We start from the raw sequence: 25,195 nt of genomic DNA, 5'->3' as shown, positions 1-25,195 counted from the left end.
CTCACTTATTTAATAACAATACCAATTTAACACAATACTTATCGTTTAACAATATATTTTAATTGTTTTTAATTATATTATTATTGTTATTTATATATTCTCTTCAAATTGACATTCATTAAAATAGTCACAATAAAAAACGCGCCCCCTCATTAATGGATTGCGTTATAAATTTGATTTTATTTATTTAACTATCAAATATAGATTTAATTTCTTGCATGAAACACCCATTCAGAAAGGTGTGACCATAGTATTTATAGTATATAAACGAAAATTAATTGGTGTGGAGAAGGGCTTGAATTTGTGTTAATTTCAGTTACTGTATAACTTACTTTTTCTCTAATGGTTTGAGAAGTTTTGATATAAATTAATAGAGCCCTACTACATTTTATTGTAGTAAGGCTCTTTAAAGCTGTTTAATCTCTATTGAACGAACTCGCCCGATTGTTGAAAATAATTAAACCAATTAACTATCCATTAATCATCTTTTTTACTTATACCTATTTAATATTTCTTTTGGAATATGACAGTAATCATTTGGACATCTAGCTAGTCTATCTTGATGTTCTTCTGCGCTTCTTACATAGTTTGTAAGAGGTAATACTTCAACCACTATCAGGTCATAGTCATGTCTTTCACTGAGGAATGCCTTCGCCTCCTCTAAATGTTCAGGATTTTCACTATACACGCCTGTTCTGTATTTCTCGCCCACATCCTGACCTTGTTTATTCAAACTGTAAGGATCAATGATTTCAAATAAATATCCCATTAATTCCCTGATTGTTACCACTGTCGGATCAAATCCTGTTTTTACACATTCGGCATACCCATCATAATCGCCCTCAAGCGTATGACTTGTACCATTAGCTCTTCCTGCTTCTGTAAAAGTAACGCCGGGCAGCGTTTTTATAAAAGCTTGTACACCCCATAAACATCCACCTGCCAAATATACTACTTCCATATTGACTCTCCTCTTTGTTAAAAAATAAGAATTCACTCCAAGTAAATAGCTTAAACAAATTTTATATTTCTCTTAAATGAAATTTCTACAAAAGCATAAAGTAAACCTGCAATATCCAAAATGATAATCGCACTAATAACACTTAAAATATATGCTTCTATAAAAAGAAAATCATATATTTTTTCAAAAGTAAACGCTCCTATTACGCCACTGATAAGGGCAAAGATAATGTTAGTGGGATTTTATTTCCTGCGACTACTTCTAATCCAAATGCTGCAATTGAAAACAGCAAGCCAAAAGGTACCCATATGATGAAACAATGATAAAAAGTTTTCATATTTTGATAAGGCTAATCTCTCATCTTTAAATAAAAAAGATCAGGTCTCAAACTCATTTGAGTAGCTGATCTTTTTGTGTGCTTAATATAGCGGTCCGTTATAATGAAAAGCTCTTCAAGAGAAACGGGAGAATTAAAAGAAAAGCTGAGACAGTAACCAAAGTGGTGGTGCTTTTAGAGGATAATTTTTGTCGATGTGGACCATCATAAAATCCCGAAAATTGCAGTTTATTACGGTAGAGGACAAACAATAAACTATATATCGCGATTCCTCCCAGCCATCCTGCGTAAGAACCATCAATATTTATTCCTAAAGAGGTATAAATAAGCCTTACGCCTCCCCACATTACGCATCCAATAACGAAAAAAAGCACAATAATTCTTATTAATTCTAAAAATATTTTCAGTGTGGTCAACCATAATACTCTTACTTTCTTCACGACCTCTCTCTTGCTGTGTCTATCGATACAACATGTCTACGTGTAAAATTATTATAACACTTCCTGAATTAGTCATTAAATGGTTACTTACCCGTCGTTTCGTAAAACAGTTATAAAGCCCTCCAATATATCATGACTAATGGAAAAACCTTTACGTTGATAGAACTTTAGGGCATTTTCATTGCCGTTGGATACAAAAATAAAATAGTCTTCTACATCATCAAATTGTTCCAGCCATTGAATTGATCTATTAAAAAGTGTAGATCCAACCCCATATTGTCTGTATTCTTCTTTAATGAAAAATTGAGATAAACAGCCTACATTGTTTTGGCTAACTGAAGACATATTGAAAAAAGTAGCAAAATCATTGGCATAGGTTTCTTTAGGAGAAATCGTTGAGTAGGCATAGCCAACAACCTTCTGATTATCTTTCGCAACCACAATATGATTAGCAATCGCACTTTCTATCGAAGGTACCATCCGTGTTTCGTAATTCATCGTGTTAAACAGTTCTGGCTTGATGTGGGCTTGTGATTTCTGAAAGCTCATCAGCTCATTACATAAATCTCTACAAATATCAGCTTTTTCATTAGGTATTACCTCGTATGTTATCGTCATGTTTATCTCCCCTATTCTTGATTATTGAACTACCTATCAATATAATGAATTTGTTATGTTGCAACAAGTACGCAGTAATTGTTGACTAAGTCAGGAAAAACTGATTAAAGGGGGTTTTACGATGAATCGTGTAGATGCGGAAATTACAGATAAAAAAAATTGCCCATTAAATTATGCATTCAGTATAATTGGCGGAAAATGGAGACTCCCTATCATTTGGGCTTTATGGAAAAATGACACGTTACGGTACAATGAATTAAAACGTATCGTTGATGGCATTACCAATATGATGCTATCTCAATCGTTAAAGGAGCTGGAGGAATTTGGAGTCGTTACTCGTACGCAGTATCCTGAGATTCCACCAAGAGTCGAATATTCACTAACAGAAGAAGGAAAAGACCTAGTGCCCTCACTAGAATCGCTAGCCAAATGGGGTAAGCATATGCAGCATATGTAATTTGAGCCTCGCGAATTCAAATGAAAAAGACCAACTTTATGATAAAAAGCTGGTCTAGTAATGCATTCATTTATGCCTTGTTTTGCATCTTCATAAAAAGCCAGAAAAGATTAGCGATTTCTTCTGCTTCATATTTATAAATTGTTTCAGCGAAAGAACTACGAAATGGCTGGAGCATGATCTCTAAAACACTCATGCGTGGCGTTTCTCTTTTCATTTCATCCAAAAGCAGGCTGGAAAGTTCGAGTGATTTTTGCGGAAGTTCGATAGTCGAAATTTTTTTATAAAATTTCTCTAATTTCTCTTGAATCTGTTTGCTTGTGATCGATTTATAGGCTACATCCTTCTCTAACAAATTCATTTCCTTTGGTTCCAATAAAATTTCTCCACTTTTAATCATTTCTGGCAGAAAACTTTCTACATATTTCAATGACCGAGTGACCACTTTTTTTAGATCAATCGTCATATTGGTAGCCAAATTCCAATAAAAAGATAAATATTGGAATGTGCCAAAAAAGACGACCGCACACTCATAATAATAGTGCTTTCCCTCTTCACCATAAATATCGTAGAATCTGTTTTTTAACCAGGTGATTTCATGAAAGCGATGTTCTGCAAGAATTTCTTGCAACTCTTCATCATGCAAAAAGGAGATTTCTCGAAATAAAGGCATTAAGTTATATTTTTCTTTAATTTTTAATGTAGCGATTAATTGTTCAATCAAAACGTCTACATCCTCTTTTTTCTTGCCAACTAAAATTTCCTCTTTTAAAACATTTCGTTCTTGGCGATTTTGCTCTAATACGGCTTTCAGACATTCATTTTTAGATGAAAAATAATTATAAAATGTCCCTTTAGAAATATTTGCTTTATCTAAAATATCCTGAACCGATGTATGCTGATACCCTTTTTCAGTAAATAATTGTAATGTTGATTCGATAACGATTTGTTTACGATCTTTCATACATTTCTCCAATCTCAAAACACAATAACGAACATACTACAATTATACTAGGAAAACTAGATTTCTTAAACTATGCAAATTGAATATAAGGTGTTGAAGTAATTTTTCCCTCCCCAAAGCTCCTGACAATTGAATACTCTATTGTCCTTGCATTTCCTGTTAAAACTGACAACACCTACCCGTATTGATATAATTTGAATGTATGACATTAATAGAAAGGTTCGTGAAAAATGGTGATAAAAGATGTTGAAATTGTGAATAGACAGGAATTGAAATTAATCGGATTTTCTACAAAGGCTAGTCTTAATGAAGATATTCAATTGAACATCGTTAAAAATCTCCGTGAAAAGGTTATAAATATGTTTCCACAGATTAAAAATCAGGTTAGTGAAAGCATCTTTCTTATACAGATATACGGAGAAGATGAATGGACGCCAGATACGCCTTATACACATATTGTTGCCGTAGAAGTACAGGATTTTTCTTGTATACCAGAAGCTATGATTACCCATACCATTCCAGACGGTGAATATTTATTATTTAAACATCAAGGTACAGAGGAGGATATAGATAATACCTATCTTTCTATTAATGATTGGTTAGAACATAATAATTATGATACGCAGCGACCTTTTGATTTGGAGCATTGGCTAGATTTAAATTTATTCAATTGTAAGGACAATATTATTCATATCTATATCCCTTTAACGTATTAAATAACCTTCCTTATTCTTTAGATCCTATTGGTTCTTTAAGGGTTAGCCCATTCTTGTCCACGCACCTTTCACTAGACTAAACCTTTATATTCCAAGGTTCTCGCACAAAAAAACACTCGTCATGTAAACGAGTGTTTCGTGTCTTTTATGACAACCACTTTGATGGTGTATTTTCCGTAGAATTCAGAGGCCCAAGCCGCTATTTTTAATATTGCCATGGTCTACTTGACAGGGAGCAGTTCAAATTGGTGCCTGGGCATACATTTAGTCATGTAATACAAAATGCAGCATAATGACATTCACACATATCTTTAGTTCTATATCTTTATCCATTAATTGTTTTTGTCTGAAGTCAATCAGCTCTTGTTCATCTACATGAATCATTTTCGATACAATGTCAGTTGATAACATGTAATCTTTTAACAGATCATTCAATAGATATGTTGCCCTCTCTCTCGCATCGAAGCTTCCAAATCCATGGTTTAACATAGCTAATTTATTCTCAATAATTCCCAGCTTATCGTTTGTCAAGTTACCTTTATTGTTCATTAAATTTTCTATCTCATTTATAGGCAAATCAACTATTTTTGAAAGTTGCTGGTAATTGAGTTTCAATTCCTTGATTAATTCTTGAAAATCTTCTTTAAGGTAATCAAACTGCGATGAATTGGTTACAAATGCTATTTCTGCTTCGTTCTTAAACTCCCCCATAATATGACACCTCTCCTATTATTTACTACACTAATATAATACTATATACTTTTTTTGTAATTAATACATATTTAAACTTTTTCCACTAGTATTAATTTTAATCTTCATTGAATTTATGCCAACAAACATGTTGAAGTAGTTATGAGTAAAGGCTATAAATTCAAACCTTTTACAGGAACAATAGCTTACCTTTATATACCAAAGCCATTATGAAAGTGCCTTCGTAGTTAGTGATTGATAGCATCGCATCACCTTCTTTCGCAATAAAAATACGCTACTCGATGTGAGTAGCGCTTACTGAAACGATAGGGAAGAAGTAGCTCTTTCTCCCTAATGGAAGACTTATCTGAAAAATCATTTATGTTGCTATCCATTCATATTGAATATCAGCTAAATTTTCTTCGTTTTCATGTCCTCTACCGATGATTTTAAACCCATGTTTTTCATAAAACCGTTGTGCATTTTTATTTACTTCAAATGTGTATAATGTTAATCGCCCACTTGATTGTGCTTTTACTTTTTCTAGTAATGCATGACCTATACCGATTCCTTGATAATCAACATGAATATATAGTTGACTTATTTCGCTTTCGTTATAGGCAGTCATTCCAACCACTTTTTCATCAATTAGCGCTAAATCGATTTGAAACTGTTCAGCTACTATATGATTTAAAAAATATACGTGACGTTCAAAGCTGTGAATTTCTTTCTGACCAATAGCCTGTTCCTTACTATCTCGCCACATACCCACTGTTTGTTCAGCGTATTTGGGATTATACTGGGTAATTATTATTTTGTGTTGGTTCACTACAGCACCTCCTTACAATTGGTTCACTGTATTATCTATGGTTCTCCTGATTTGGTGAATTGCACAAAAGCCAGTTCAACATTCTACCCCCATTCTAATCTTAACCACTTTAAATAATAACAAGGTTTGATGCAATACCTTCTCCGCATTGTGATGAGAAGGTATAACTTAATGAACTACTACAAACATTGATAGATCAATGTTTTCGCACAAAAAAACACTCGTCATGTAAACGAGTGTTTCGTATCTTTTATGACAACCACTTAGGTGGTGTGTTTTTTTCCCAATAGATATCGCCAAGGTTGTAATGTGCCATGAAGTCGTCCTCGGCACTGTGGTAGTGGAAGTTGTAGTAGTAGCCTTCCTGTGGTCTTTTTTCTGTGCGTACATGGAAACGGATTAAATCTGTGCCCGTTTCATTGTTGAAGACATTGAAAATTTTCTCACCATAATTACCACTTGGCCTTTCAGAGATGGTTAAAGATGCGGCAGTTTGATCATCAAGATTAGCCACCGTCATCGCAATGGCTTCTTCCATTTTTGGAAAGATGATGCTGTCGAATTCATTACTAATTTTAGGACCAATTTTTGTGCCAAATTTTATGTACGATTGTTCTCTAGCTGCATCCACGAGCAAGGCATTATAATCGATCGCTTCCTCTTGAATTTGCATCTGTTCGTCACTGCTATCATCACGTTCAGCAGCTAAAGCAGTGCTTGTCCCTGACTCAGGGCCGATGGATGCACGGTTCGAGGGATTTTGATCAAATGCTTCCCAAATCTCATGTGTAGGCGTTATTAAGCCAAATGTTAAAAACGCAACCATGATGACTATACTTTTCTTAACCCACGTTTTCATTTATTGTCACCTACTCTTTATGTACAAATTGGTAATTCTCCTATTATTATATACGTTCTCGCCATTAAAAGGTTTCATATTTCTATAATTCATTGTACAATATTTATGAATAATGTGTCGGTTTTTTAAAGGAGGTACAAAGCATGAGCATCGTAATGGGTATTGGTCTTTTATTAATGTTAGGTTATTTATCATCTTTATGTTTCACGGACTAATTTTTATTTTGTAATCTGTACCCTACAAAGCCCTCAAAAGCCTGTTACATATAGCTTTTGGGGGCTTTTTATTTTTTCTTTATCCTGCATAATAACGCAAAACAATGCATGAGTTGGGGCTAAAATATTACTTTGTAGCGTGTTAAGCAAAAATATTAAAATTACCCCTTCCACGGTTATTAAATAAAAGGAATTGGGGTGGTTATCACGTTCACGGCACCTAAGGTCAATTCAAATACGTATCAATGTTTTTTATCACGACTGGTTAGCCTCTTCATACCAGTACCTTCGTATTTAGTGATTGATAGCATTGCATCACGTTCTTTTATATTAAAAATACACTACTCAATTGAGTAGCGCTTTCTGAACAAAATGAAACAATAATATTTTATTTTAGTAGAGGAACCAGACGCCAGTATGTTAAGCATCTCCAAATCCATTCCACGGGTCCATAATAAAAATACTTTAACCATATATTACTAATAATTATTTGTGTAATCCAAGTAATCATGCATACTCCATAGATAATTAATGATGGAGAAAAATAACCAATCAACATTGGTAAGATAAATATTCCTACCACAGTTTGACCTAAATAATTACTCATCGCCATTCTTCCGTAAGCTTGTAAAGGATATAAAATATAACTTCCTCTTTTTTTCTTAACCAACCATAATAATAGAAGAATGTATGTTAGCATTAATGGCAGTTGTGAAATGATTAATAAAATGTGTGCTGGCTTATGATGAGTGATCATGAACTGCGCAATGACGGAAATTACAGAAATACTTCCAAGGGTGATGAGCAACCACTTGTGCATTCTGGGACGCATTTTTAATTTCTCAAGAACATCCATATTCATTAAAGTGTAGCCTTCTATAAAATAAACTAAAAATGATGTTAAAGCCGTGATTAAAAGTAGGATATCTAATATAGGGGGCATATCCGTCTTTCCACCATATAACCAATCATAGGCAAATACATTCACTAGTATGCCTATGATATGTAAACTAAAAGTTACTTTAAACAATACTTTTGCAGGGACTTTGTGCAAAGCAAATAGTACTAAACCAACTAAAGCATACGGTAGTAACACATCCCCACCCCAAACTAACGAATGAAGGAATCCTATCACTGCAAGTACAACCATTCGGCGAATAAAAAGTATAGAAGGTTTTCCTTTTTCTTTAGCACGGCTTAAGAAAATAGCTGCACCTGCTCCAAATAAGAGAGAAAAGATAGCGTAAAACTTTCCTGTAAAAATAATATCAATCCAATTACCGCCAGATAATAGCTGACTACCTATGCCTGCCCTTTGTATAAAATTGAAGATATTTACTAAGAAAATACCTATTAAAGCAAATCCTCTAATGATATCAAGTTCATATATTCTATTTTGATTGGGTGAGTTTTCTTTCATTAAATTCATATGATAACTCCTTTCACAAAATTAATAATAGAATTTTGATATTACACCTTACTAACTTAAACCTTACATAATCCTTAAATTCTATTACCTCGGTCTTACCACCTTACTTTTTCGAAAGTTGATTTTCATGTTAGTTCAATATAAAAAAGGCTGTACCCGCCAACAAGATCCTTTTTCTAATAAATCATTGATATTTTTCTCAGTAAGCTTTTTAGTTGCGATTGTTTTATTAATCGAAAACTTACAACCATTTTTATACTCACTGCATCCTAAAAAAGTTTTACGATTTATCATTTGACCTTTCTTAACTCTAATTAATCTAAAAGGCACTTTCCTTGTTTCCAGGAAAGCGCCCGATTGTGGAAATAAAAATTAAAATCTAATTCTCCTTTAAATAAGGGTTTTTATTTCATGTGTTTCTTTTTCCAATCTACTAACGTCATCATTTTTTCGTTATCAGGAAGTTCCATATCTAGTGGTGTTATTAATTCTAATGAATTGCCATCGGGATCATAAAAATAAACAGCAGCATGATGTGGATTATTTTTAAATACTAACGGTTGCATCTCTGGAGAGAAACCAAATGAGGTACGAACTTCAGTATTTACAGATTCTAACCACTCCTTTACTCTTTCAATTTCACACCTATCTACTTTATATGCTACATGACGAATGGATGGATGATATGGAAGATTTACTGTTTCATTTTCCCAAAGGCCTAACCAACTTTCCCCCTTTCCAATCCTCTTTGTTAAGAGTGTAATGATAATGAGTTTGTTCTTCAATTTCAATTTCTCTATTAAAACGAAATCCGCATTTTTGAATAACTTTATTTGAGCCTAAATTGTGAGGTAGAACAACTGTATTAAGCAGCTCTACATCTGTATTCTCAAACAAATATTTTATCAATCCTTTTACTGCATTTGTTGTGTATCCACGACAACTGTATTGCTTTGAAATTGCATAAACAACTTCTCGGTTTGGTTCACTTAGCTCTTCTTTTATACCTGTATTGCAGAAACCAATAAATTCTCCAGTTTCCTTCAATATAATTCCCAACTTCAAGTAATTAGCACCACTAATATTAGGTACAGCTAACAAAAACTTTTTATTTTCGGGTATTTCATAATTCGTGACCCAGTTTAATCGTTGTTCTTTTGTTGAACGCCAATCTGGCAGAAAATTATAAACTTCAGGTTGTGAGGTTAGCTCATAAATAGCATCAGCATCTTCAATTCTAAATTCTCTCAGTAATATATCACCACAATCTATTGTAAATAAATTGTTCATATTTCTCCCCCTATCCCTTTGCTAATATTCATTTTGCAAAAAAACAATTCCTTAAGTAACAATGTCCGCCCAATACATACTTCCACTTTAGTTCATTAATCTAGATAAACTACGTCTGGGTCTCAAAAATCAATTAACTGGTTGCCCTTACCTTTTATAAGAGTTGATTAGATTATATCTGACTTACATTACTTGAAAAAACCTCAAACTTATTTCATAAAAGAAAATAAGCCAATGCGGCATAAAACCACATTGGCTTATTTTAAAAATTTGTTCTTTTTCTTTTCTCTTTTAATACAATTCTTTGAATACTTTTTGATGACAAATAATATTTTTCACACAAAGAAGCTATATTCAACCCCGATAAATAATCATTATATATATTAGAATTTCTTAGATCCAATTCTCCTCTGGTAGCAGTACTGGACCCCCAACTCTTTTTACTATCTTTTCTTCGTGGGATATAAATATATTCACCATCAACATATTTCTGTATTAACTCCACCAACTCAGTTGGAAGTATATGTTTTGCTTTTTTATAGCTCATTTTTGCACTCCTAATTTTTAGTATTTCTTTTAGGAAGAGCAAAGGCTACTTTTTCAATTATTTTATTATGCAATAGCCTTTGCTATGCAAAAATAGTATTCCTTCTCATACACTCAATCCTCCTTGCAGTTTAGATTTTAATATAATTTCGCTTTACATTTAATACATATTATACCATATCTATTTTTGATTTATAAGAATCCAATCCCTTAATCTGCTTCAAAAATTAGTTGTTTCAAAATAAATATCAACACTTTATTATTAAAATTTTCAACTTCTACAAATTGTTCTCTATGATAATAAATTTGTTTAAATTCGTTACTAATAAAGAGCATAACACCATCCGTAAATATGGACAGTGTTAAATAAAGTTGTTCAATTTGCATTGTAAATTCTTTTTTATGCTAAAAATATATCGTTTAATTTGATAAGTAATACAAAAATCACATTTATTGTGGAAAATTTTATTTCACGGATTATTAACTAGCTTTTTCCGTTTCTTTTATGTCATTTATCCTTAACTAAACACTTTATCCCTAGCATTCTCTACGATCTTTCCTAATTCTGTTTTAACACGTAAAAACGGGCCATCACCTTTAATATACATTCCAATAATAGTTTTTACTATAGGATCGAAATTGCTTTTGGAAAGCTATAAAACTTAGGAGAAGGTTTTGTCATGCAAGGATTTAAAGACAGATTTCTTGACAATCTTCTACGTGGATATTGTATTAGATAATGCGAGCCACGTGTCCTAAACAAGTTTGATACTGTGCATTAGGAAAGAGCGAAAAAATGGTACTTACTATGCCTTTTAAGCCAATAAAAGACTTCCATCCCTTTTATGAGTTCCGTGAGCTGGTCCTTCCCCCTGACCAATACCTACACCTTGAAATTAAAAACTATTTATTCAAATAATCATTCCATAATCCTTGGATTTTCTGTGGTATTTGTATACCTATTTCTGAAAATTTTTCTTTAATAAACTTATAACAATCTAAACTTTTTTTTCTTTTATTATGTTTAATTAAAAATTCTAATAGTAAAAACATATAATGTTCATTAAATTCATCTAACTCTAATAATTTCTGTAAACAATTATAGGTTATTAGAAAATCTTTTGAATTTGGATTTGTAATGTATCTTTCAAGTGCTTGAATTACTTTTTCTTTTAAATTTATTTTTAATTGAATGGACCACATATATTCATCTTGTGCTAAAAAATCATCTTCATAAAAATTAATAATTTTTTGAATAGACGCTCCATCATGACTAACTTCTTGCAGTAGTTGAATTAATTCATCATAATCACTTTCGATTTTTAAAGTTAATTGGTAATGATTATTCGTCATTTGTATAGCTTTTTCAATGCCATTTTCCTTAAAAAGCTTTCTTAATTGATATATAGAAGTATGTAAATTCTTTGTGGCTTTCTTTAAATCTAATTCTGGCCAAAGCTCTTCTATAAGTAAAGCACTTAATACAGGTTTTTTTTGATGACTCCATAAATAAAGGAACAATTCTCGCACTTTTTTAGTTCGCCACTTTACCACCTCATGTTTAACATCTAGTAAGTAAAAACTACCAAGAGTATGTGCATATAACATGCTATCTTTTAAATTCTTTCTAAGTGTTACTTCTTGTTTCCACTTTTTCTGAGACTTATTCAATGCTTTAATTAAACGCTTTTCATGTACAGGTTTTAATAAATAATCCATAGCCTCTATTTCAAATGCATCCACGGCAAATTGTGCATGGGCCGTCACAAAGATTATTTGTAAGAATGGGTGTTTTTGTAACAATTGTTTAGCCACTTGCATACCATGCATGTCGATCATTTCAATATCTAAAAAGACAAGGTCAACCGCCTCCTTTTCAAGGAAAAGAAAGGCGTCTACTGCATTTGTAAATGCCCCTTTGATGTCAATCTGAAATTGAGTAAGCCGTTTTAACATGATGCTTAGAACATCGATTGCCATTATTTCATCATCAACAATAATTATTTTCATACTCCACCACCCTCTGGTAATAAAACGACAATAGTAGTCCCCTTTCCTTCCTCGCTGTATAAACGTAAACTGGCATTTTTCATTAACTTGAATTTCTTTAAAGGATTCATAAAGCCAATACGTGTACTTTCTTCATTTATCAGCAGTTGAAGTTTTTCCTCAGGGATACCAACACCATTATCATAAATTTTAATGCAGACAAACTGCCCCTCACGCTGAACACTTATTTCCACAGTACCGCCCTCTTGTTTTTTAGAAATACCATGGAAAACAGCATTTTCAACTAAGGGCTGAATAGATAATGCAGGAATCATTAAATTAATGGATTCATCAATATCATATTTAATCGTTAAACGATCACCAAAACGCATCTTTTCAATATATAGGTATGCTTTTACCAGCTCCATCTCTTCATCAACAGAGACAAAACTATTGCGGTAATAAACATTGAGCTTGGCTCGGAAATATGTTGCCAAACAATAAAGTGCTTCCCGGGTATTGTCCATATCCGTATAGCTCAAACCAATAATTGTGTTAAGTGTGTTATACACAAAATGCGGCGTTACCTGTGAATACAAATAATTCATTTCCACTTCTATGGCATCTATTGAAGATTGACGAACAGCTAACAAAGATTCAATGCGAATAAATAATTCATCCGTTGAAACAGGTTTTTGTAAGTAATCATTTGCACCTACCTTTAAAGATAGCACTAAATCAGAATGCTTCATGATTGCTGTTAAAATAATGATTGGAAGTTCCAACATATCATAATGTTTGCGTACTCGTTTACATAACTCATAACCTGACATCCCATTCATCATTAAATCTATTAACATACAATCTACTTTATTATTTTTAATATAATCTACAGCATCAAAGCCATTATCAACAGCTATCACTGTATATCCTTTTACAGCTAAAGCGTCAGCTAAAGCTTTAATATTGGTATGATTATCATCCACCACAAGTATTTTTTTATCATTTCCTTTACGAATAAGTGGTAAGTTAAGCTGGAGAACCTCAGTAGTTGTATGTGTGACAATTGGAGGTTGGTCCAGACTTACGTTTTCACCTGTTGCAAGTGGCATCGTAAAAGTAAATGTTGTCCCTTGTCCTAGTGTACTTGTCACATGAATGTCACCATTTAATTTTTCTACAATATTTTTAGTAATACTTAATCCCAAGCCAAGCCCTTCTTTTTTATGTTGATTATTTACTTGATAAAAGGCATTAAAGATTCGATCTAAATCTTGTGCAGGAATGCCAGCGCCTGTATCACTCACTTGGATCACCATATGCTCTGCACGGACATAAGCCGTAACTACAATTTCGCCATTTTCTGTGTATTTCATGGCATTGTGCAGTAGATTATAGAGCACTTGCTTAAAACGTAATTCGTCTGTCAATATAGCTGGCAACGATAAATCAACCTCATCATGTAAACTTACTTGACTATTTTTAGGCATCACACTACGAATTTCTTCTACTACCTCATTGATAACATCGATAGGTACATGACGAAGGGAAACCCTTACTTCACCAATCATTTGGTTAGATGAAAACAATAAATCCTCTACAAAATGTCCTAAACGCTGTGTCACATTATGAATCAAAATAACTTGCTCCTGTTGCGTCCGTTTCAAAGGTCCTTGCGCACCTTCCATCAAGGTTTTTGATAAATTTAAAATACCATTAAGGGGGGTACGTAGTTCATGTGATGTTTTTAGTAGAAATTCATCCTTCATTTGATTGTGTGCCAGCAATTCTTCTGATAAAGTTTGGATTTTCTCAAAAGCTTGATTAGCCCTGTAATTTAATAATGAAGCAAAGCCGAATAAGATCAGTAAAAACAGCACAAATTCTGTATAATCAATCGGTACACCAATTAAAAAATTAAAAACAAGTAAAATCGTATAACAACAAATAGCGGAAATAACGATTAACATATAACGAACACCTTCAAGTCGATTTAACATCACTTGGATCAGTATCCCTACATTATAGAAAACAATAGGAGCTGTAATACTGATATATATTATTTTTCTTAGGAACATTTCCAAATCAGAAGATGCTCTTTCATTTTTAGTAATTGGATTGTAAATACCGTAAAAAACAAACACAATACCGAGTAAGGCGACAATCATATAAACGACCTTTCTCTTTTGTAATTGTGGATACATCGAATAAATAAATAGTGTTAAAGATAGGAGCGCTATCGGAATCGAACCTAACTGTAAACGCAATTGATTGACAGTTTCAAAATCGGAAAATAATAGGAAAAAGATTTTTTGATTAATGAACGACATATAAAATCCTAATGAAATAGTAAAAAGCCCAAAGAACAATTCTTCAATGCGTTTGCGATTCTGTACATAGGTAAAGATATAAACGATTCCAATAACTATATGCCCAATGCTTACTAATGCATCTAAAAACACTTTCCAATTATAATACTGTTGAATAACCTCCTCCGTTCCAAATTCAATAGGATAAACAATACCAGACTGAGCAACATTGTAGTTCACCACATGTATGACAATATTTAATTCATTGTTATCACTTTTAGCATAGACAGTATATTTATCATCATTTTCAGCTTCATATTCACTTAACACCGTACTTGCTTTTCCTTTAGCCCCTACTTCTATACCGTTAATAAAAACACGACTAGCCTGTCGGATAGACCGAATATATAAGCCGTAAACTCCCTCCGTTGGTACCTTTATTTTGACGTGATAGGTGCCAACAGCAAGCCCTTCTTCATTTGGCTCTACATATTTGTCCCAATTAAAGGGGATATCTAGTGTAAGTTGTTTATTTTTATAGTTATCAAGCTTTTCCCACGAAGGAATTAAGACGTTTGGATAAAAAGCCCAATCTCCTTCTAGCTTTATTGGTTTTTGTAGTTGCTCCTCCTCAATTTTCACAACACCTTGGTGAACCATTTGAAGATTATTATTAGAGTAATAATGCCAATTGCTAAAGAAAAAAACCAAAACAAACAGCATGATAACACTCATAATAATTAGCATATTCTTTTTCATTATCACGCCTCCGTAGACGAGTAAATTCTTATGTATGTTAACATCTTATTGTTTATGATTCAATCAACTCCCGTTGGAATATTAACATAGAAAACATGAACAAAATCTGAACAATGGATTATTTTAATATTTATAGTTGAAACTATTTCCCTTCAAAATTAATAAGCAGGCTAAGAAAATTCTTCCTTGCCTGATTAAACTTTCATTACTTCGAAAGTTGATTCTTTACCATCCCTATCAACAAGATACATGTGAAAATTAGCTACTTCTTCGATTTCCTTAATTGCCCAATGTGTGACTTTGACATCTGGGAATCTTGGTTTTGTCACTCCATGTAATGGACCGCGTTCAAACATACGGTTCATCATCACGACAGGGTGTGCACGTGTTAAAGCTGCATTTGTTGCAAAGTTTCCATCTTCCAGACCGTTGAGGGTGCTACAGCGCGATTTGCTTCAATGATCCACTGTGTCTAGTGGCCTTTTGTATCCTTGAATGTAATCCAAAACCTTTTTCTATAGAAAGTTGTTTAAAGTTGGCTGAAACTGCGACCATTTCAGCATGTGTGATGTTGGCATTTGCATGGAATTTATCATGTTGATCACCATTCATAAATGCCCTGTTCTTTGACTGAGGCAATCGCTCAAGCAGCACTATAATCTTTTTCCCCATCTTTGAATGGTGCTTTATTTACTGTTTGTCCTTCTGTAAAGCCTAAAATACGTGCAATCATGATGGCTACTTGTACACGTGTTACATTCTTATCAGGACTAATATTAAGAACCATTCGCTCAACCTCTTCAAAAGGTTTAAAATTGCCATGTTATACGCTAGCTCCTTTTTGACAAGAAAAAGGACTCACCAGTTTTGATGAATCCTTAACTTTGGATAGATTTTACGAATCTTGTCTGCATTAACAAGAAGTTTTAACACTAACGTTCATAAAATCATTTGCCTTGATTTCTATATGTTTTTTGTTCTTTCGTTAATATATTTTCTTGCTGCAGATAATCATTTATATCAGAAACAGAAAGATCATTCGCAAGTTTTTTTAAAGATATACCGCTATCAACTAGCCATATGAACTCCTCGTCAATGTTTTAGTTTTTATCTTTCATAACATTTTCATCAACTTCTATTACCGCAGTTATTTTTTTAGCCATACATAAATCTACCACTATAAAATGAAATAACGCTAGTCGTTCAACTCACTTCCAAAGATTCACCATTTTTGATGATTCCTGTTTACTCTAAAACTTAATTATTCTTTTCACTTTTTAAGGACAAAATTCCAATGGGTATCAAACCAAATCTTTGTCTATTTTCGATTATTTGCACCTTCACAGTATTCCGAATTCAATTTAAAACCAACCTAGGAATGTTTTGTATTGTCATACGCTAAAGGTGTACTAATGCTCCCATGTAGCTATCTAACAATGTGTCACCTGGATTAGTGTAAGTTAGTAAAAGATACTCAAGCAGTGATAACGGTTTTTGTGTCGGGTGTCAAGTTTTACTGTCACTAGGAAAATCAAGTGCTGATTTAGGAATTTTTTTCTTTTCAGGATATGTGGCTTAGTTTCATTTCTATCTCTAAGTACTTTCATTTTATGAGAATTTTTTATTAATACAGGTTTTCAATATATCTTTAGAAAAACAAACTAATTAGTGCTAAAATAGCAGGTCCACCTTGTTTTAATAGAATCGACTTAGAGCTTGTTACGCTTCCGTACAAAGCGACAATGATCACAAAGATTAAAAACATGGTGACAACTTCAGTTTGCTGATTAGAGAAAAATAAACCATACAATAAGGCGATCGCAATCAGACCATTATAAATGCCTTGATTTTTGAAAAGAACTTGGACATTTACATTCTTCAATGTTTCCTCAGACAGATTAAATGTTTTCGCTGTTCTTTTAGAAGTAGTTGCAAACGTTTCTAAATACATAATATACAAATGCTCAGCTGCTACGACTAAGCTTAAAATAAAAGTTAATGATGACATCCTATTCACTCCTAAAAAATCTTTAAAAAAGCAATGTCCGCAAAAGAATCAGGGACATTGCCTTATATTATTTATTAAACCTTACAATTCGATCTATTGGTAGGCGTGAAGAACCATACGCTGGGGCAGCTGCTTCACCAATGGCTAATAATAAAATAGGAATTTCATTTGCTGGTAATTCCATGTATTCAGCGAATTTCGCTTTATCAAACCCACCCATTGGAACGGTATCATAGCCCATTTCCTTCGCTAATAGCATGATTTGCATAGACACTAAGCCAGCATCAAAGTGTACGATGTTTTCTAATGTTTTTGTCGAAGCTGAGCCATACATTGCCAATGCATCTTGTGCAAGCTTATTGGCAATTTGTTCAGGCATGTAGCCTAATTCCACATTTTTTGCATAGATTTCCTCAGCATTTACGTACATTTCAATATCACCAATGACAGCAATTATGGCAGAGGCTGTTTCGATTTGCTCTTGATTAAATGAAAAGAAATTAATATTCTTTTGGATTTCTTTATCATCAATGACAAGAAAGCGCCATGGCTGCATATTACTTGAGGAAGGTGCTGAAGTAGCATCCTGCAACAGCTGCATGATTGTGTCACGCGAAATTTTAGTTTGAGCATTGTATTTACGTACAGATTTACGCATTTGCATAATTTGTTTTAGTGGTGTAGTGGATAACATGTACTTTCCCTCTTTTCGAAAATTAAACTGCTTTTATTGTTACATTGATATTGCCCATTGTGGCTTTTGAATAGGGGCATACCGTATGTGTGACCTCTAATAATTCCTGTGCTTCCTCCAGTGCTAAGCCTTCAATATGTCCTTCAATGTCAACAGCAAGCACATAGTCAAAAGAAGCTTGTTCCATTAATTTAACTGTTACTTTAATTGTTGATGCGTTTTTTAGTTTCTTTTGGCGTTTAATTAAATCCAATGCACTATTAAAGCAGGCACTATAGCCAGCCGCAAATAATTGTTCTGGGTTTGTCACATTGTCTAGTTTGGAGCCTGGTGGTGCAATTTTTAACGATAATGATTGATCTTCTGCATAGGATGTGCCACTACGGCCACCTTCATTAATCATTGTAGTTGCGTATAATTCTTTCATAATTAAAAACCCCTTATCTTTTGTTGTTAATTAAATTGTGTACAATCTAATTTTTACAAATTGAATTGTACACAATTTAATTGCGTTTGACAAGTAGGAACTTTATTTTTAATATAAATGGTAGTAGAAGAACTTTAAGAGGGGATTTTTATGCCTAATCATTTAGATAATCAACTGTGCTTTCTTTTATATGCAACATCAAAGGAAATCACTCGACAATACACCTTATTATTGAAGCCATACGATCTTACTTATACAGGCTATATTACTTTATTAGCTTTAGAGGAAAACGAACAGATAACCGTGAAAGAATTGGGACAACGTTTATTTTTAGATTCAGGAACATTAACACCATTATTAAAAAAATTAGAGGCAAAGAATTACATTTGTCGTGAACGTTCGAAGGATGACGAACGACTAATGAAAATATATTTTACGAATGAAGGCGCAAATGTACGAAGAAAACTTCCAGAAGTGTCTCGCCAAGTGATGAAGCAATCCAATATCTCAGAGCAGCAATTTGTACAACTGAAAAATGTACTTCAAGATATCGTATACAACGACTGGAAAATAAAAGATGAAAATTAAGAGAACTGTTTTTCGAAGTTTAGGTTTGTCATAAGCGGCGTATGTATAAGAATGTGCAAGTAAGAAGGATCGGGGCTATATTGGCTTCGATCTTTTTTTGTTTTTCCCCACCCTCTTTGTGACTCGATTTAAAGTAATAACGCTTAAATTTTAGTATACTTACATTTAGTGATTACTTTAATTTGCACCATAGATTGAGGCTAAACTAACGAAATTAATAATATTGGAAGTAGAGGTGTTTATTGATGAAAACATGGACGAAGACTATAAACATAAATGCCCCCATCGAAAATGTTTGGAAATTGCTTGATGGCTCTCTAGCTGATTTGCAGAAGATTATGCCACAAGTAATTGAAAACAAGCCTGTGAACATAACGGAAGAAGTGGTTGGTAGCGTTTATCGCCAAAAATATAAAGAAGGAAAACGTATCGAGGAGTATGATGTAGAAACACTTGAATATACGAATACACCCGATAAAAAAATATTGAAGGTAGGCTTTGTACTCGCTAATCTGTTTGAAATTACGGCTTACTATGAATTAAATAAAATAAATGAAACACAGACTTCCTTTACTTATACCGTAACAAATAATGCGTTGAAATGGTTCGTCAAATTATTTTTATTGTTTGCTTCGGACAAAGTAGTCGTTGAATTTTTAGATCGTGTCAAAAAAGTCGCCGAAGCACAAGAATAGCACCTAAAAAAATAAACCGTAGAACTCCATGTGATGAGCTTCTACGGTTTATTTATTACTAAAAGTCTGAACCCGTAATTTCTTTTAATTTACCGTTTTCTTTAATCTTTTTAAGGCCTTCATTTAACTTATCTAAAAGCTCCTTGTTCCCCTTTTGGACCATGAAACCATAGTATTCTTTTTCAAACGAATCATCTTTGATTACTTTAATCTTGTCATTTGGATGTGCCTTGATATATTCATAAACAACTGAATTATCACCAATTGCTGCCTCTACGTTGCCATTCAGCATCTCTTGAATAGCGATTGGTTGATTTTCGAATGCAAAAATGTTTGGACTAGATTCACCCTGTAGCTTGTTGGCAGCCATATGACCAGTTGCATTAATTTGTACGGAAATCTTTTTATCCTTTAATTCATCTAATGATTGGATCTTTGAATCTTCTTTCACCACGATTAATAATTGAGATTCGTAATACGGCTCAGTAAAATCAAATGTTTCCTTACGCTCGTCTGTAATTGTAATCCCTGCACCACCGATATCTGTTTCACCATTTTTAATTGTTTGGAATACAGGCTCCCAACCAATACTTTCCCATTTCACTTCAAAATCCATCTCATCTGCGATTGCTTGTAGTACATCCACATCAATCCCTACAATTTTCCCTTTATCGTCTAGTGATACGATAGGTGCAAATGTAGCCTCAGTGCCTACCTTATAAACTTTTTTACTATCTCCATCACCTGATGATGTATTGTCCTTCGCACCGCAACCCGCTAAAACTAGCGTGAAAGCTGCCATAATTGTTAGCAACACCATTATATTTCTTTTCATAGCCCATCCCCCTAGTTTGATATTTTTCCATAATGCGTATTATTTTTCGCAATTCGGAAATGTAAGACTATTACGTAAATTATAGTGACAATATTCTCTTTAGACAATACTTTTTTTGTATAAAAATAATCATTTCTTTATAAATAGAAATATTCAACCTTATTTTTAGTATAAAAAGAATTTATTGGTAAAAAACAAGGTGGATATCTATCCAGTTCTTCCCTTAAATTAGATATGCAAAAAAAATCCTCCTAAGGGAATCTTTCATAGTGTTGAAAAACAAAGTAATCAATAATATTTTTAGCAAAGGTTTTCAACTAAGTGAAGGTGTTCACTACTCTTTATGGCACTTTGCAGGACGCTGGCGGAGCGGAAATCAACCTCTCGCCTTACCAAAAGATCTTTTTCTGCTAGTGACATCATCTTTTTTCAACAACATGAAAAAGAATCCCCTAAGGGAATTCTTTTTTGACCATTTGGACCTTCATCGTATCGGATTTTCGAAATTCCAATTTGTATAAATGGCAGCGGCCTGAACTGGGTGTGCGGAGGTATCTTCTGTATAGCCGCCGATTAAATTACCTACTCTAAAGGTAGGCTCAAAAAACTGTTCCTCCTTAGGTGGCGCTGTCGGCCCATCTATTCCTATTTTGGTTTTGTCTGTAACGACTACTTCCATGCCATTATCCAACGTAAAGCTCAGCCCATCTTCTCCGACATCTGTAATGATCCCTTCGATATTTACTAGCGCACTGGCTGCAGGAGCTGAGTGATCCGCAACAATTCTCTCCGTTAAATCTATCGGTGTATCATGATTTATATTGACCATAGCAAGGACAGCAATCACTGCACAGGCTACTAAGCTTCCTACACTTATTTTTACTTTTTTCATAAATGCCCTCTTTTCTTTTTTCTCATATTCCATCATTTCCTTCTGCATCTTACGTTTAAATTCATCAGAAGCATGAATCTGCTTCATCACATTCTTATAAGCATTCATCACACTTTGCTCCCCTCTTCTAGAATCGTCTTCAGCTTCATGCGTGCCCTTCTCAGCTTTGAGCCTACTGTGTTGACGTTGATCTCCAATAAATGAGCAATTTCTGCCGTTGTGTAACCTTCGTAATAATGTAAATAAACAATGACTCTCTCTTCTGGAGGAAGCTCAAAAATTTCAGTGAGAACCATCTGCTCCTCTTTTGCAATAAAGGTCATTTCTTCTGTTATTGGTACCGTCTTCTTGACACGTGAGGACTTAAAATAATCCTTACACTTGTTAAATGTCACTTTAATGAGCCAAGCCTTTAAATGTGCTTCATGAGCGAACGGCTTTTTCTGTCTCATAAGTGTCAGATAAACCTCCTGCACAATATCCTCCGCCTCAGCCATATTTTTGGTCTGTTGCACAGCAATTCGTATAAGGGTGTCACTATATGTTTGAACAATTTCTTGCACACATAGGCCAGCAAACTTTATCATATTTTTCACCTAACCTCCTTCACGACATAATACGATTCAACTTCAATTATTCGTGCAACAGATACTTTATAGCTTACATTTTAGTAAAAAAGAAGAGACCATTCATTAGACATCACAAATGAATCTTCCCTTCTTATCCGCTATTAGGTTACTGAATAAGACATGCAAAAACCCGCAAACCATAGAAGATTTGCGGGTTCTCTCTCATCATTGCCAAGCCTGATTGTCACACTGCCATTGCTTGAAAAATTCATCCTCAGCCAAAATAGCTTCATAAACAGGGTTAAAAAATTGTTTCAGAATCCCTGTTGACTCGAACGTAGGATATAGCTCGATTGTAAAATGATAACGATCAAATAAATCCACAATATACGCCTGTAATTTCCGTCCTTCAATAGTTTGCGTTTGTAGCAATTGTTGTACTTCATCTATTGTTTTTTCAGTCTTCTCTAATGCTGGATACTGGTATATTTCGATAAATTTTTGTGCGATCACGAATTCCGTTGGATATGTATAAAGCACCGCTGCCTTACGATCTAGCAAGCTCGGAAAAATAATGGTTTTCGGTGTTATTCGCATGTTTTCGTTAAAGGTAACCCTTACTTCTATGTATGATGTCATTTGGCCCAATGTAGCTGGAATGGTTAAATGAATACTGTCATTCGTTACAGTGGATTCAATTTGCTCTGCGTCCCATTCAATGCCATCCTCTGGTACTGCCATCGAGCAAATTTCTTTAAAGGCCTGTTTGACAATTTCATGTTGATGAACACTCGCTTGAGCTGTCAGTGTGACTTCTTTGGAAGGCTTCACCAATCCATTTGTTAATGCAAATAATAGTAGCTCTCCATCTAGATAAAATTGTTCGTCATAGGATGATGCTGATAGACGATAAAGTAGTCTTTCTTGGCAATAACGTGCTACTAGCTGATCCATATTGTCTTGCCGTGATGTAGCCATTTCTGTTAATTCTGTTACTACATTCGTAGATAGTGTGTCGATATTTTCCATAGACATCCCTCACCTTTTTGATTTTTCTGATATCTTCATTGAGAATTTAGATTTTTACTAAAATTCATGCTTTTATTATCACTTATTTATGGATGAGAGTAAACGGTAATGTATACCAAAAAAGCCTGTCATAGTTAGACATGACAGACTCTAAAAATTAGACAAGGGGCAGCCTCGCTGTTGCGAAACTACCCCTTTAGCATTTATAGGTAACATTCTCGTAAATTGTAAAAGTCTCAACCCAATCGTCTGGGGAATATTATCTTGAAACCAGATTCGTTTCATCACCGCGGTAAAATTCCACTGTGTGCCTTCTAACTTAAGCAACGCAAACCCTACCATCTTTTGCGTCCTTGCAGCCCCAAAGCATGCGCCAGTGTGAATAAGTATCTACAAAAACAAAAAGCAGAATGCCAGATTACGGAAATATGCTACCTAAAATAGCACGTTTCCTATTATAGCATCCTATTTTATAAATGTAAAGGTCAATATGTGATTACTACGGAATGCAAGCCAACACACCATTGACTAGAAGGCTTGTGCAGATCAGGGTTCGCACAACTCTATTTACATATTATTCCAAAAACTTTATTACCCTATGCTAAAAAGAGGCTTGTCTCAAGAACAAGCCCTTATACCTCTAACACACCATAATGAAATTTTGCAGATACCCGTTCATGCTGCTGAAAGCCATAGGTCGCAAACCACTCTGATCGAAAATGTGCCTTTAACACCACACGCTTTTTCGCCACACGCTTGGCTTCATGAACCCATTCATCCGTTAATGTCGCATGCTCCCCTGCTAGCCGTAGTGCCTGAAAATTATTGGCCTCTGCAATAACCTCCTCAAACATCGGGTCCATATAGACCACATCAAACACATTGTCTGGTAAGGTTTTTAAATAGTGAACAGCCTCAGACTGAACAACCTCAATATGCCGCATACAGGCAGTTAACGGTAGCTCGGATGTATCATAGGTTTGCATCCCCTGTCTAACAATAAATGCCACATTCGGATTCGCTTCCAGTCCCACAACACGACCTGCTTCACCCACTTTATAAGCCGCTAACATAGCATCCGCCGCTAAACCTAACGTACAATCCAGCACCGAATCCCCCAGTTGAAGCTGTGCCGCTTCCAAAAAAGGCTCTGCCTCGCCACGGGCAACACGCTTTAATCGAAACGCCGCAGAATTGGGATGAAAGAAAAACGGCTCCTGTGCCCCATAGGCATAATACTCGTAGCGATTCTTCCCAGCGACCATCACATGTGTCTGTAAGTCCTGTGAAATCTTGCGAACAGAGCGCTTTTTCCGTGGCTCAAACGCAGCACCTAATTCCTGGCACGCAAAAGCAGCGAGCGCCATCGATATATCGTCTGGTCTGCCCGCTGTCGTCACAATCGTTTTTAGTTCTCGCATGTTTGCTCTAGCACGCCAGTTAAATGAGAGACAATTTGCTCCACAGGGAATCCCTCAATTTGTTCACGTGGGATAAAGTAAGCCAATTCCCCATCCTTTAAAATCGCCATAGATGGCGAGCTAGGTGGCACATCCTCAAAATAACCACGCATCGCCGCAGTCGCCTCTGGGTCCTGCCCCGCAAACACCGTCACAAGATGATCTGGCTTCACCGCTGCAATCGCCTCACGCGCTGCTGGACGAGCAAGCCCTGCCGCACAACCACAAACCGAATTAATCACCACTAACGAAGTCCCCTTCGTCTCCGCCATAAATTCATTCACCGCATCTGCCGTTGTCAGCTCTGTAAACCCAGCCCCCACAAGCTCCTCACGCATCGGCTTCACAACCTGCTTCATATATTCATCATAAGCGTTCATGCTTTTACCCTCTTTCATATGTATTCGCAAAGCTTATTATAGCAAGGTTTCGCATGAAAGTACAAAGACATGCTTTTTGCCTGATTTCGGGGGATTTCGGAGGAAAATCCGCTGTTCAGGATTCAAGATATGACTTCACACTCTTTTAGAATGGCTGGGACAACTGCTAAAACACTATCAATCATAAATGTACGTTTGGCTCGCCTTGTA

At 34.6% G+C, this 25,195-nt stretch carries 30 protein-coding genes; 4 read left to right on the top strand and 26 right to left on the bottom strand.

The window, feature by feature from the left end; genetic code table 11:
- Window positions 1-490: 490 nt before the first annotated feature.
- The 3 genes from JTI58_RS19950 to JTI58_RS19940 form a co-directional block, all read right to left on the bottom strand.
- Complete coding sequence (locus tag JTI58_RS19950) at window positions 491-961, bottom strand: peptide-methionine (S)-S-oxide reductase (RefSeq protein ID WP_205443248.1); 471 nt, start codon at window positions 959-961, stop codon at window positions 491-493.
- A gap of 435 nt (window positions 962-1,396) precedes the next feature.
- Window positions 1,397-1,738: a hypothetical protein gene (locus tag JTI58_RS19945; RefSeq protein ID WP_205443246.1), complete on the bottom strand. Its 342-nt coding sequence runs from the start codon at window positions 1,736-1,738 to the stop codon at window positions 1,397-1,399.
- An 87-nt stretch (window positions 1,739-1,825) separates the two neighbouring features.
- Window positions 1,826-2,356: a GNAT family N-acetyltransferase gene (locus tag JTI58_RS19940; protein WP_205443245.1), complete on the bottom strand. Its 531-nt coding sequence runs from the start codon at window positions 2,354-2,356 to the stop codon at window positions 1,826-1,828.
- A gap of 121 nt (window positions 2,357-2,477) precedes the next feature.
- Between JTI58_RS19940 and JTI58_RS19935 the strand changes: the two genes are divergently transcribed.
- Complete coding sequence (locus JTI58_RS19935) at window positions 2,478-2,813, top strand: winged helix-turn-helix transcriptional regulator (protein ID WP_205443244.1); 336 nt, start codon at window positions 2,478-2,480, stop codon at window positions 2,811-2,813.
- Between the two features lie 70 nt (window positions 2,814-2,883).
- On the opposite strand, the gene JTI58_RS19930 is transcribed toward JTI58_RS19935, so the two are convergent.
- Complete coding sequence (locus JTI58_RS19930; RefSeq protein ID WP_205443243.1) at window positions 2,884-3,777, bottom strand: TetR/AcrR family transcriptional regulator; 894 nt, start codon at window positions 3,775-3,777, stop codon at window positions 2,884-2,886.
- A gap of 230 nt (window positions 3,778-4,007) precedes the next feature.
- On the opposite strand from JTI58_RS19930, the gene JTI58_RS19925 reads away from it, so the two are divergent.
- On the top strand, window positions 4,008-4,493 hold the full coding sequence (locus tag JTI58_RS19925; protein WP_205443242.1) for a GyrI-like domain-containing protein: 486 nt from the start codon (window positions 4,008-4,010) through the stop codon (window positions 4,491-4,493).
- Window positions 4,494-4,757: 264 nt separating this feature from the next.
- Here JTI58_RS19925 and JTI58_RS19920 read toward each other — a convergent pair whose 3' ends face one another.
- From JTI58_RS19920 to JTI58_RS19845, 16 genes are all read right to left on the bottom strand, one after another.
- Window positions 4,758-5,204, bottom strand: coding sequence for an HTH domain-containing protein (locus JTI58_RS19920; RefSeq protein ID WP_205443241.1), 447 nt, complete (start codon window positions 5,202-5,204; stop codon window positions 4,758-4,760).
- A gap of 358 nt (window positions 5,205-5,562) precedes the next feature.
- Window positions 5,563-6,012, bottom strand: a complete 450-nt coding sequence (locus JTI58_RS19915) for a GNAT family N-acetyltransferase (RefSeq protein ID WP_205443240.1) — start codon at window positions 6,010-6,012, stop codon at window positions 5,563-5,565.
- Between the two features lie 250 nt (window positions 6,013-6,262).
- Window positions 6,263-6,871: a YpjP family protein gene (locus JTI58_RS19910; RefSeq protein WP_205443239.1), complete on the bottom strand. Its 609-nt coding sequence runs from the start codon at window positions 6,869-6,871 to the stop codon at window positions 6,263-6,265.
- A 603-nt stretch (window positions 6,872-7,474) separates the two neighbouring features.
- Complete coding sequence (locus JTI58_RS19905; RefSeq protein ID WP_205443238.1) at window positions 7,475-8,515, bottom strand: DUF418 domain-containing protein; 1,041 nt, start codon at window positions 8,513-8,515, stop codon at window positions 7,475-7,477.
- A 404-nt stretch (window positions 8,516-8,919) separates the two neighbouring features.
- Window positions 8,920-9,081 carry a VOC family protein gene (locus JTI58_RS19900; RefSeq protein WP_205443237.1) on the bottom strand — a complete coding sequence of 54 codons (162 nt, stop codon included), beginning with the start codon at window positions 9,079-9,081 and terminating at the stop codon, window positions 8,920-8,922.
- Between the two features lie 136 nt (window positions 9,082-9,217).
- Window positions 9,218-9,805 carry a GNAT family N-acetyltransferase gene (locus JTI58_RS19895; RefSeq protein ID WP_205443236.1) on the bottom strand — a complete coding sequence of 196 codons (588 nt, stop codon included), beginning with the start codon at window positions 9,803-9,805 and terminating at the stop codon, window positions 9,218-9,220.
- Between the two features lie 262 nt (window positions 9,806-10,067).
- Window positions 10,068-10,352: a CD3324 family protein gene (locus JTI58_RS19890; protein ID WP_107894599.1), complete on the bottom strand. Its 285-nt coding sequence runs from the start codon at window positions 10,350-10,352 to the stop codon at window positions 10,068-10,070.
- Between the two features lie 902 nt (window positions 10,353-11,254).
- The gene (locus JTI58_RS19885) at window positions 11,255-12,361 is read right to left on the bottom strand and encodes a response regulator (RefSeq protein ID WP_205443234.1); all 1,107 of its coding nucleotides are present in this window, start codon (window positions 12,359-12,361) and stop codon (window positions 11,255-11,257) included.
- Window positions 12,358-15,408: a sensor histidine kinase gene (locus JTI58_RS19880; protein ID WP_205443233.1), complete on the bottom strand. Its 3,051-nt coding sequence runs from the start codon at window positions 15,406-15,408 to the stop codon at window positions 12,358-12,360. The genes JTI58_RS19885 and JTI58_RS19880 overlap by 4 nt, the downstream gene beginning before the upstream one ends.
- 194 nt (window positions 15,409-15,602) lie before the next feature.
- Window positions 15,603-15,764 carry a hypothetical protein gene (locus JTI58_RS19875; RefSeq protein WP_205443231.1) on the bottom strand — a complete coding sequence of 54 codons (162 nt, stop codon included), beginning with the start codon at window positions 15,762-15,764 and terminating at the stop codon, window positions 15,603-15,605.
- Window positions 15,765-15,846: 82 nt separating this feature from the next.
- Window positions 15,847-16,020, bottom strand: a complete 174-nt coding sequence (locus JTI58_RS19870; RefSeq protein ID WP_205443230.1) for a hypothetical protein — start codon at window positions 16,018-16,020, stop codon at window positions 15,847-15,849.
- 31 nt (window positions 16,021-16,051) lie between these two features.
- Window positions 16,052-16,195 (bottom strand): hypothetical protein, encoded by a 144-nt coding sequence (locus JTI58_RS19865; protein ID WP_205443228.1) that lies wholly within the window; start codon window positions 16,193-16,195, stop codon window positions 16,052-16,054.
- Window positions 16,196-16,806: 611 nt separating this feature from the next.
- A complete protein-coding gene (locus JTI58_RS25255) occupies window positions 16,807-16,890 on the bottom strand; it encodes a hypothetical protein (protein ID WP_205447473.1) in 84 nt (27 codons plus the stop codon).
- Window positions 16,891-17,056: 166 nt separating this feature from the next.
- Window positions 17,057-17,416, bottom strand: a complete 360-nt coding sequence (locus JTI58_RS19855; RefSeq protein ID WP_205443227.1) for a DUF1304 domain-containing protein — start codon at window positions 17,414-17,416, stop codon at window positions 17,057-17,059.
- Window positions 17,417-17,483: 67 nt separating this feature from the next.
- A complete protein-coding gene (locus JTI58_RS19850; RefSeq protein ID WP_205443226.1) occupies window positions 17,484-18,110 on the bottom strand; it encodes a nitroreductase family protein in 627 nt (208 codons plus the stop codon).
- Between the two features lie 22 nt (window positions 18,111-18,132).
- A complete protein-coding gene (locus JTI58_RS19845) occupies window positions 18,133-18,537 on the bottom strand; it encodes an Ohr family peroxiredoxin (protein WP_205443224.1) in 405 nt (134 codons plus the stop codon).
- A 150-nt stretch (window positions 18,538-18,687) separates the two neighbouring features.
- On the opposite strand from JTI58_RS19845, the gene JTI58_RS19840 reads away from it, so the two are divergent.
- Together JTI58_RS19840 and JTI58_RS19835 are read left to right on the top strand one after the other, a co-directional pair.
- Entirely contained in the window at window positions 18,688-19,125 is a 438-nt protein-coding gene (locus tag JTI58_RS19840) for a MarR family winged helix-turn-helix transcriptional regulator (RefSeq protein ID WP_205443223.1), read from the top strand.
- 245 nt (window positions 19,126-19,370) lie between these two features.
- A complete protein-coding gene (locus JTI58_RS19835) occupies window positions 19,371-19,820 on the top strand; it encodes an SRPBCC family protein (RefSeq protein WP_205443218.1) in 450 nt (149 codons plus the stop codon).
- Window positions 19,821-19,878: 58 nt separating this feature from the next.
- Here JTI58_RS19835 and JTI58_RS19830 read toward each other — a convergent pair whose 3' ends face one another.
- The 6 genes from JTI58_RS19830 to JTI58_RS19805 all read right to left on the bottom strand — a co-directional run bounded on the left by JTI58_RS19830 (window position 19,879) and on the right by JTI58_RS19805 (window position 24,985).
- Window positions 19,879-20,655 (bottom strand): basic amino acid ABC transporter substrate-binding protein, encoded by a 777-nt coding sequence (locus JTI58_RS19830; protein ID WP_205443204.1) that lies wholly within the window; start codon window positions 20,653-20,655, stop codon window positions 19,879-19,881.
- 484 nt (window positions 20,656-21,139) lie between these two features.
- Entirely contained in the window at window positions 21,140-21,655 is a 516-nt protein-coding gene (locus tag JTI58_RS19825) for a hypothetical protein (RefSeq protein ID WP_243456154.1), read from the bottom strand.
- On the bottom strand, window positions 21,655-22,134 hold the full coding sequence (locus JTI58_RS19820) for an RNA polymerase sigma factor (protein ID WP_205447471.1): 480 nt from the start codon (window positions 22,132-22,134) through the stop codon (window positions 21,655-21,657). Before JTI58_RS19820 ends, JTI58_RS19825 begins: the two co-directional genes overlap by 1 nt.
- 207 nt (window positions 22,135-22,341) lie before the next feature.
- Window positions 22,342-23,145 carry a nucleotidyl transferase AbiEii/AbiGii toxin family protein gene (locus tag JTI58_RS19815; protein WP_205443202.1) on the bottom strand — a complete coding sequence of 268 codons (804 nt, stop codon included), beginning with the start codon at window positions 23,143-23,145 and terminating at the stop codon, window positions 22,342-22,344.
- A gap of 632 nt (window positions 23,146-23,777) precedes the next feature.
- Window positions 23,778-24,566: a class I SAM-dependent methyltransferase gene (locus JTI58_RS19810; RefSeq protein ID WP_205443201.1), complete on the bottom strand. Its 789-nt coding sequence runs from the start codon at window positions 24,564-24,566 to the stop codon at window positions 23,778-23,780.
- Window positions 24,554-24,985, bottom strand: a complete 432-nt coding sequence (locus JTI58_RS19805; protein WP_205443200.1) for a BrxA/BrxB family bacilliredoxin — start codon at window positions 24,983-24,985, stop codon at window positions 24,554-24,556. The genes JTI58_RS19810 and JTI58_RS19805 overlap by 13 nt, the downstream gene beginning before the upstream one ends.
- Window positions 24,986-25,195 lie beyond the last annotated feature (210 nt).

It is taken from the genome of Lysinibacillus fusiformis (assembly GCF_016925635.1).
GTDB classification, from domain to species: Bacteria; Bacillota; Bacilli; order Bacillales_A; family Planococcaceae; genus Lysinibacillus; species Lysinibacillus fusiformis_F.
The sequence above is the reverse complement of the archived record's forward strand: the minus strand, read 5'-3'. Positions and strand labels throughout refer to the sequence as shown.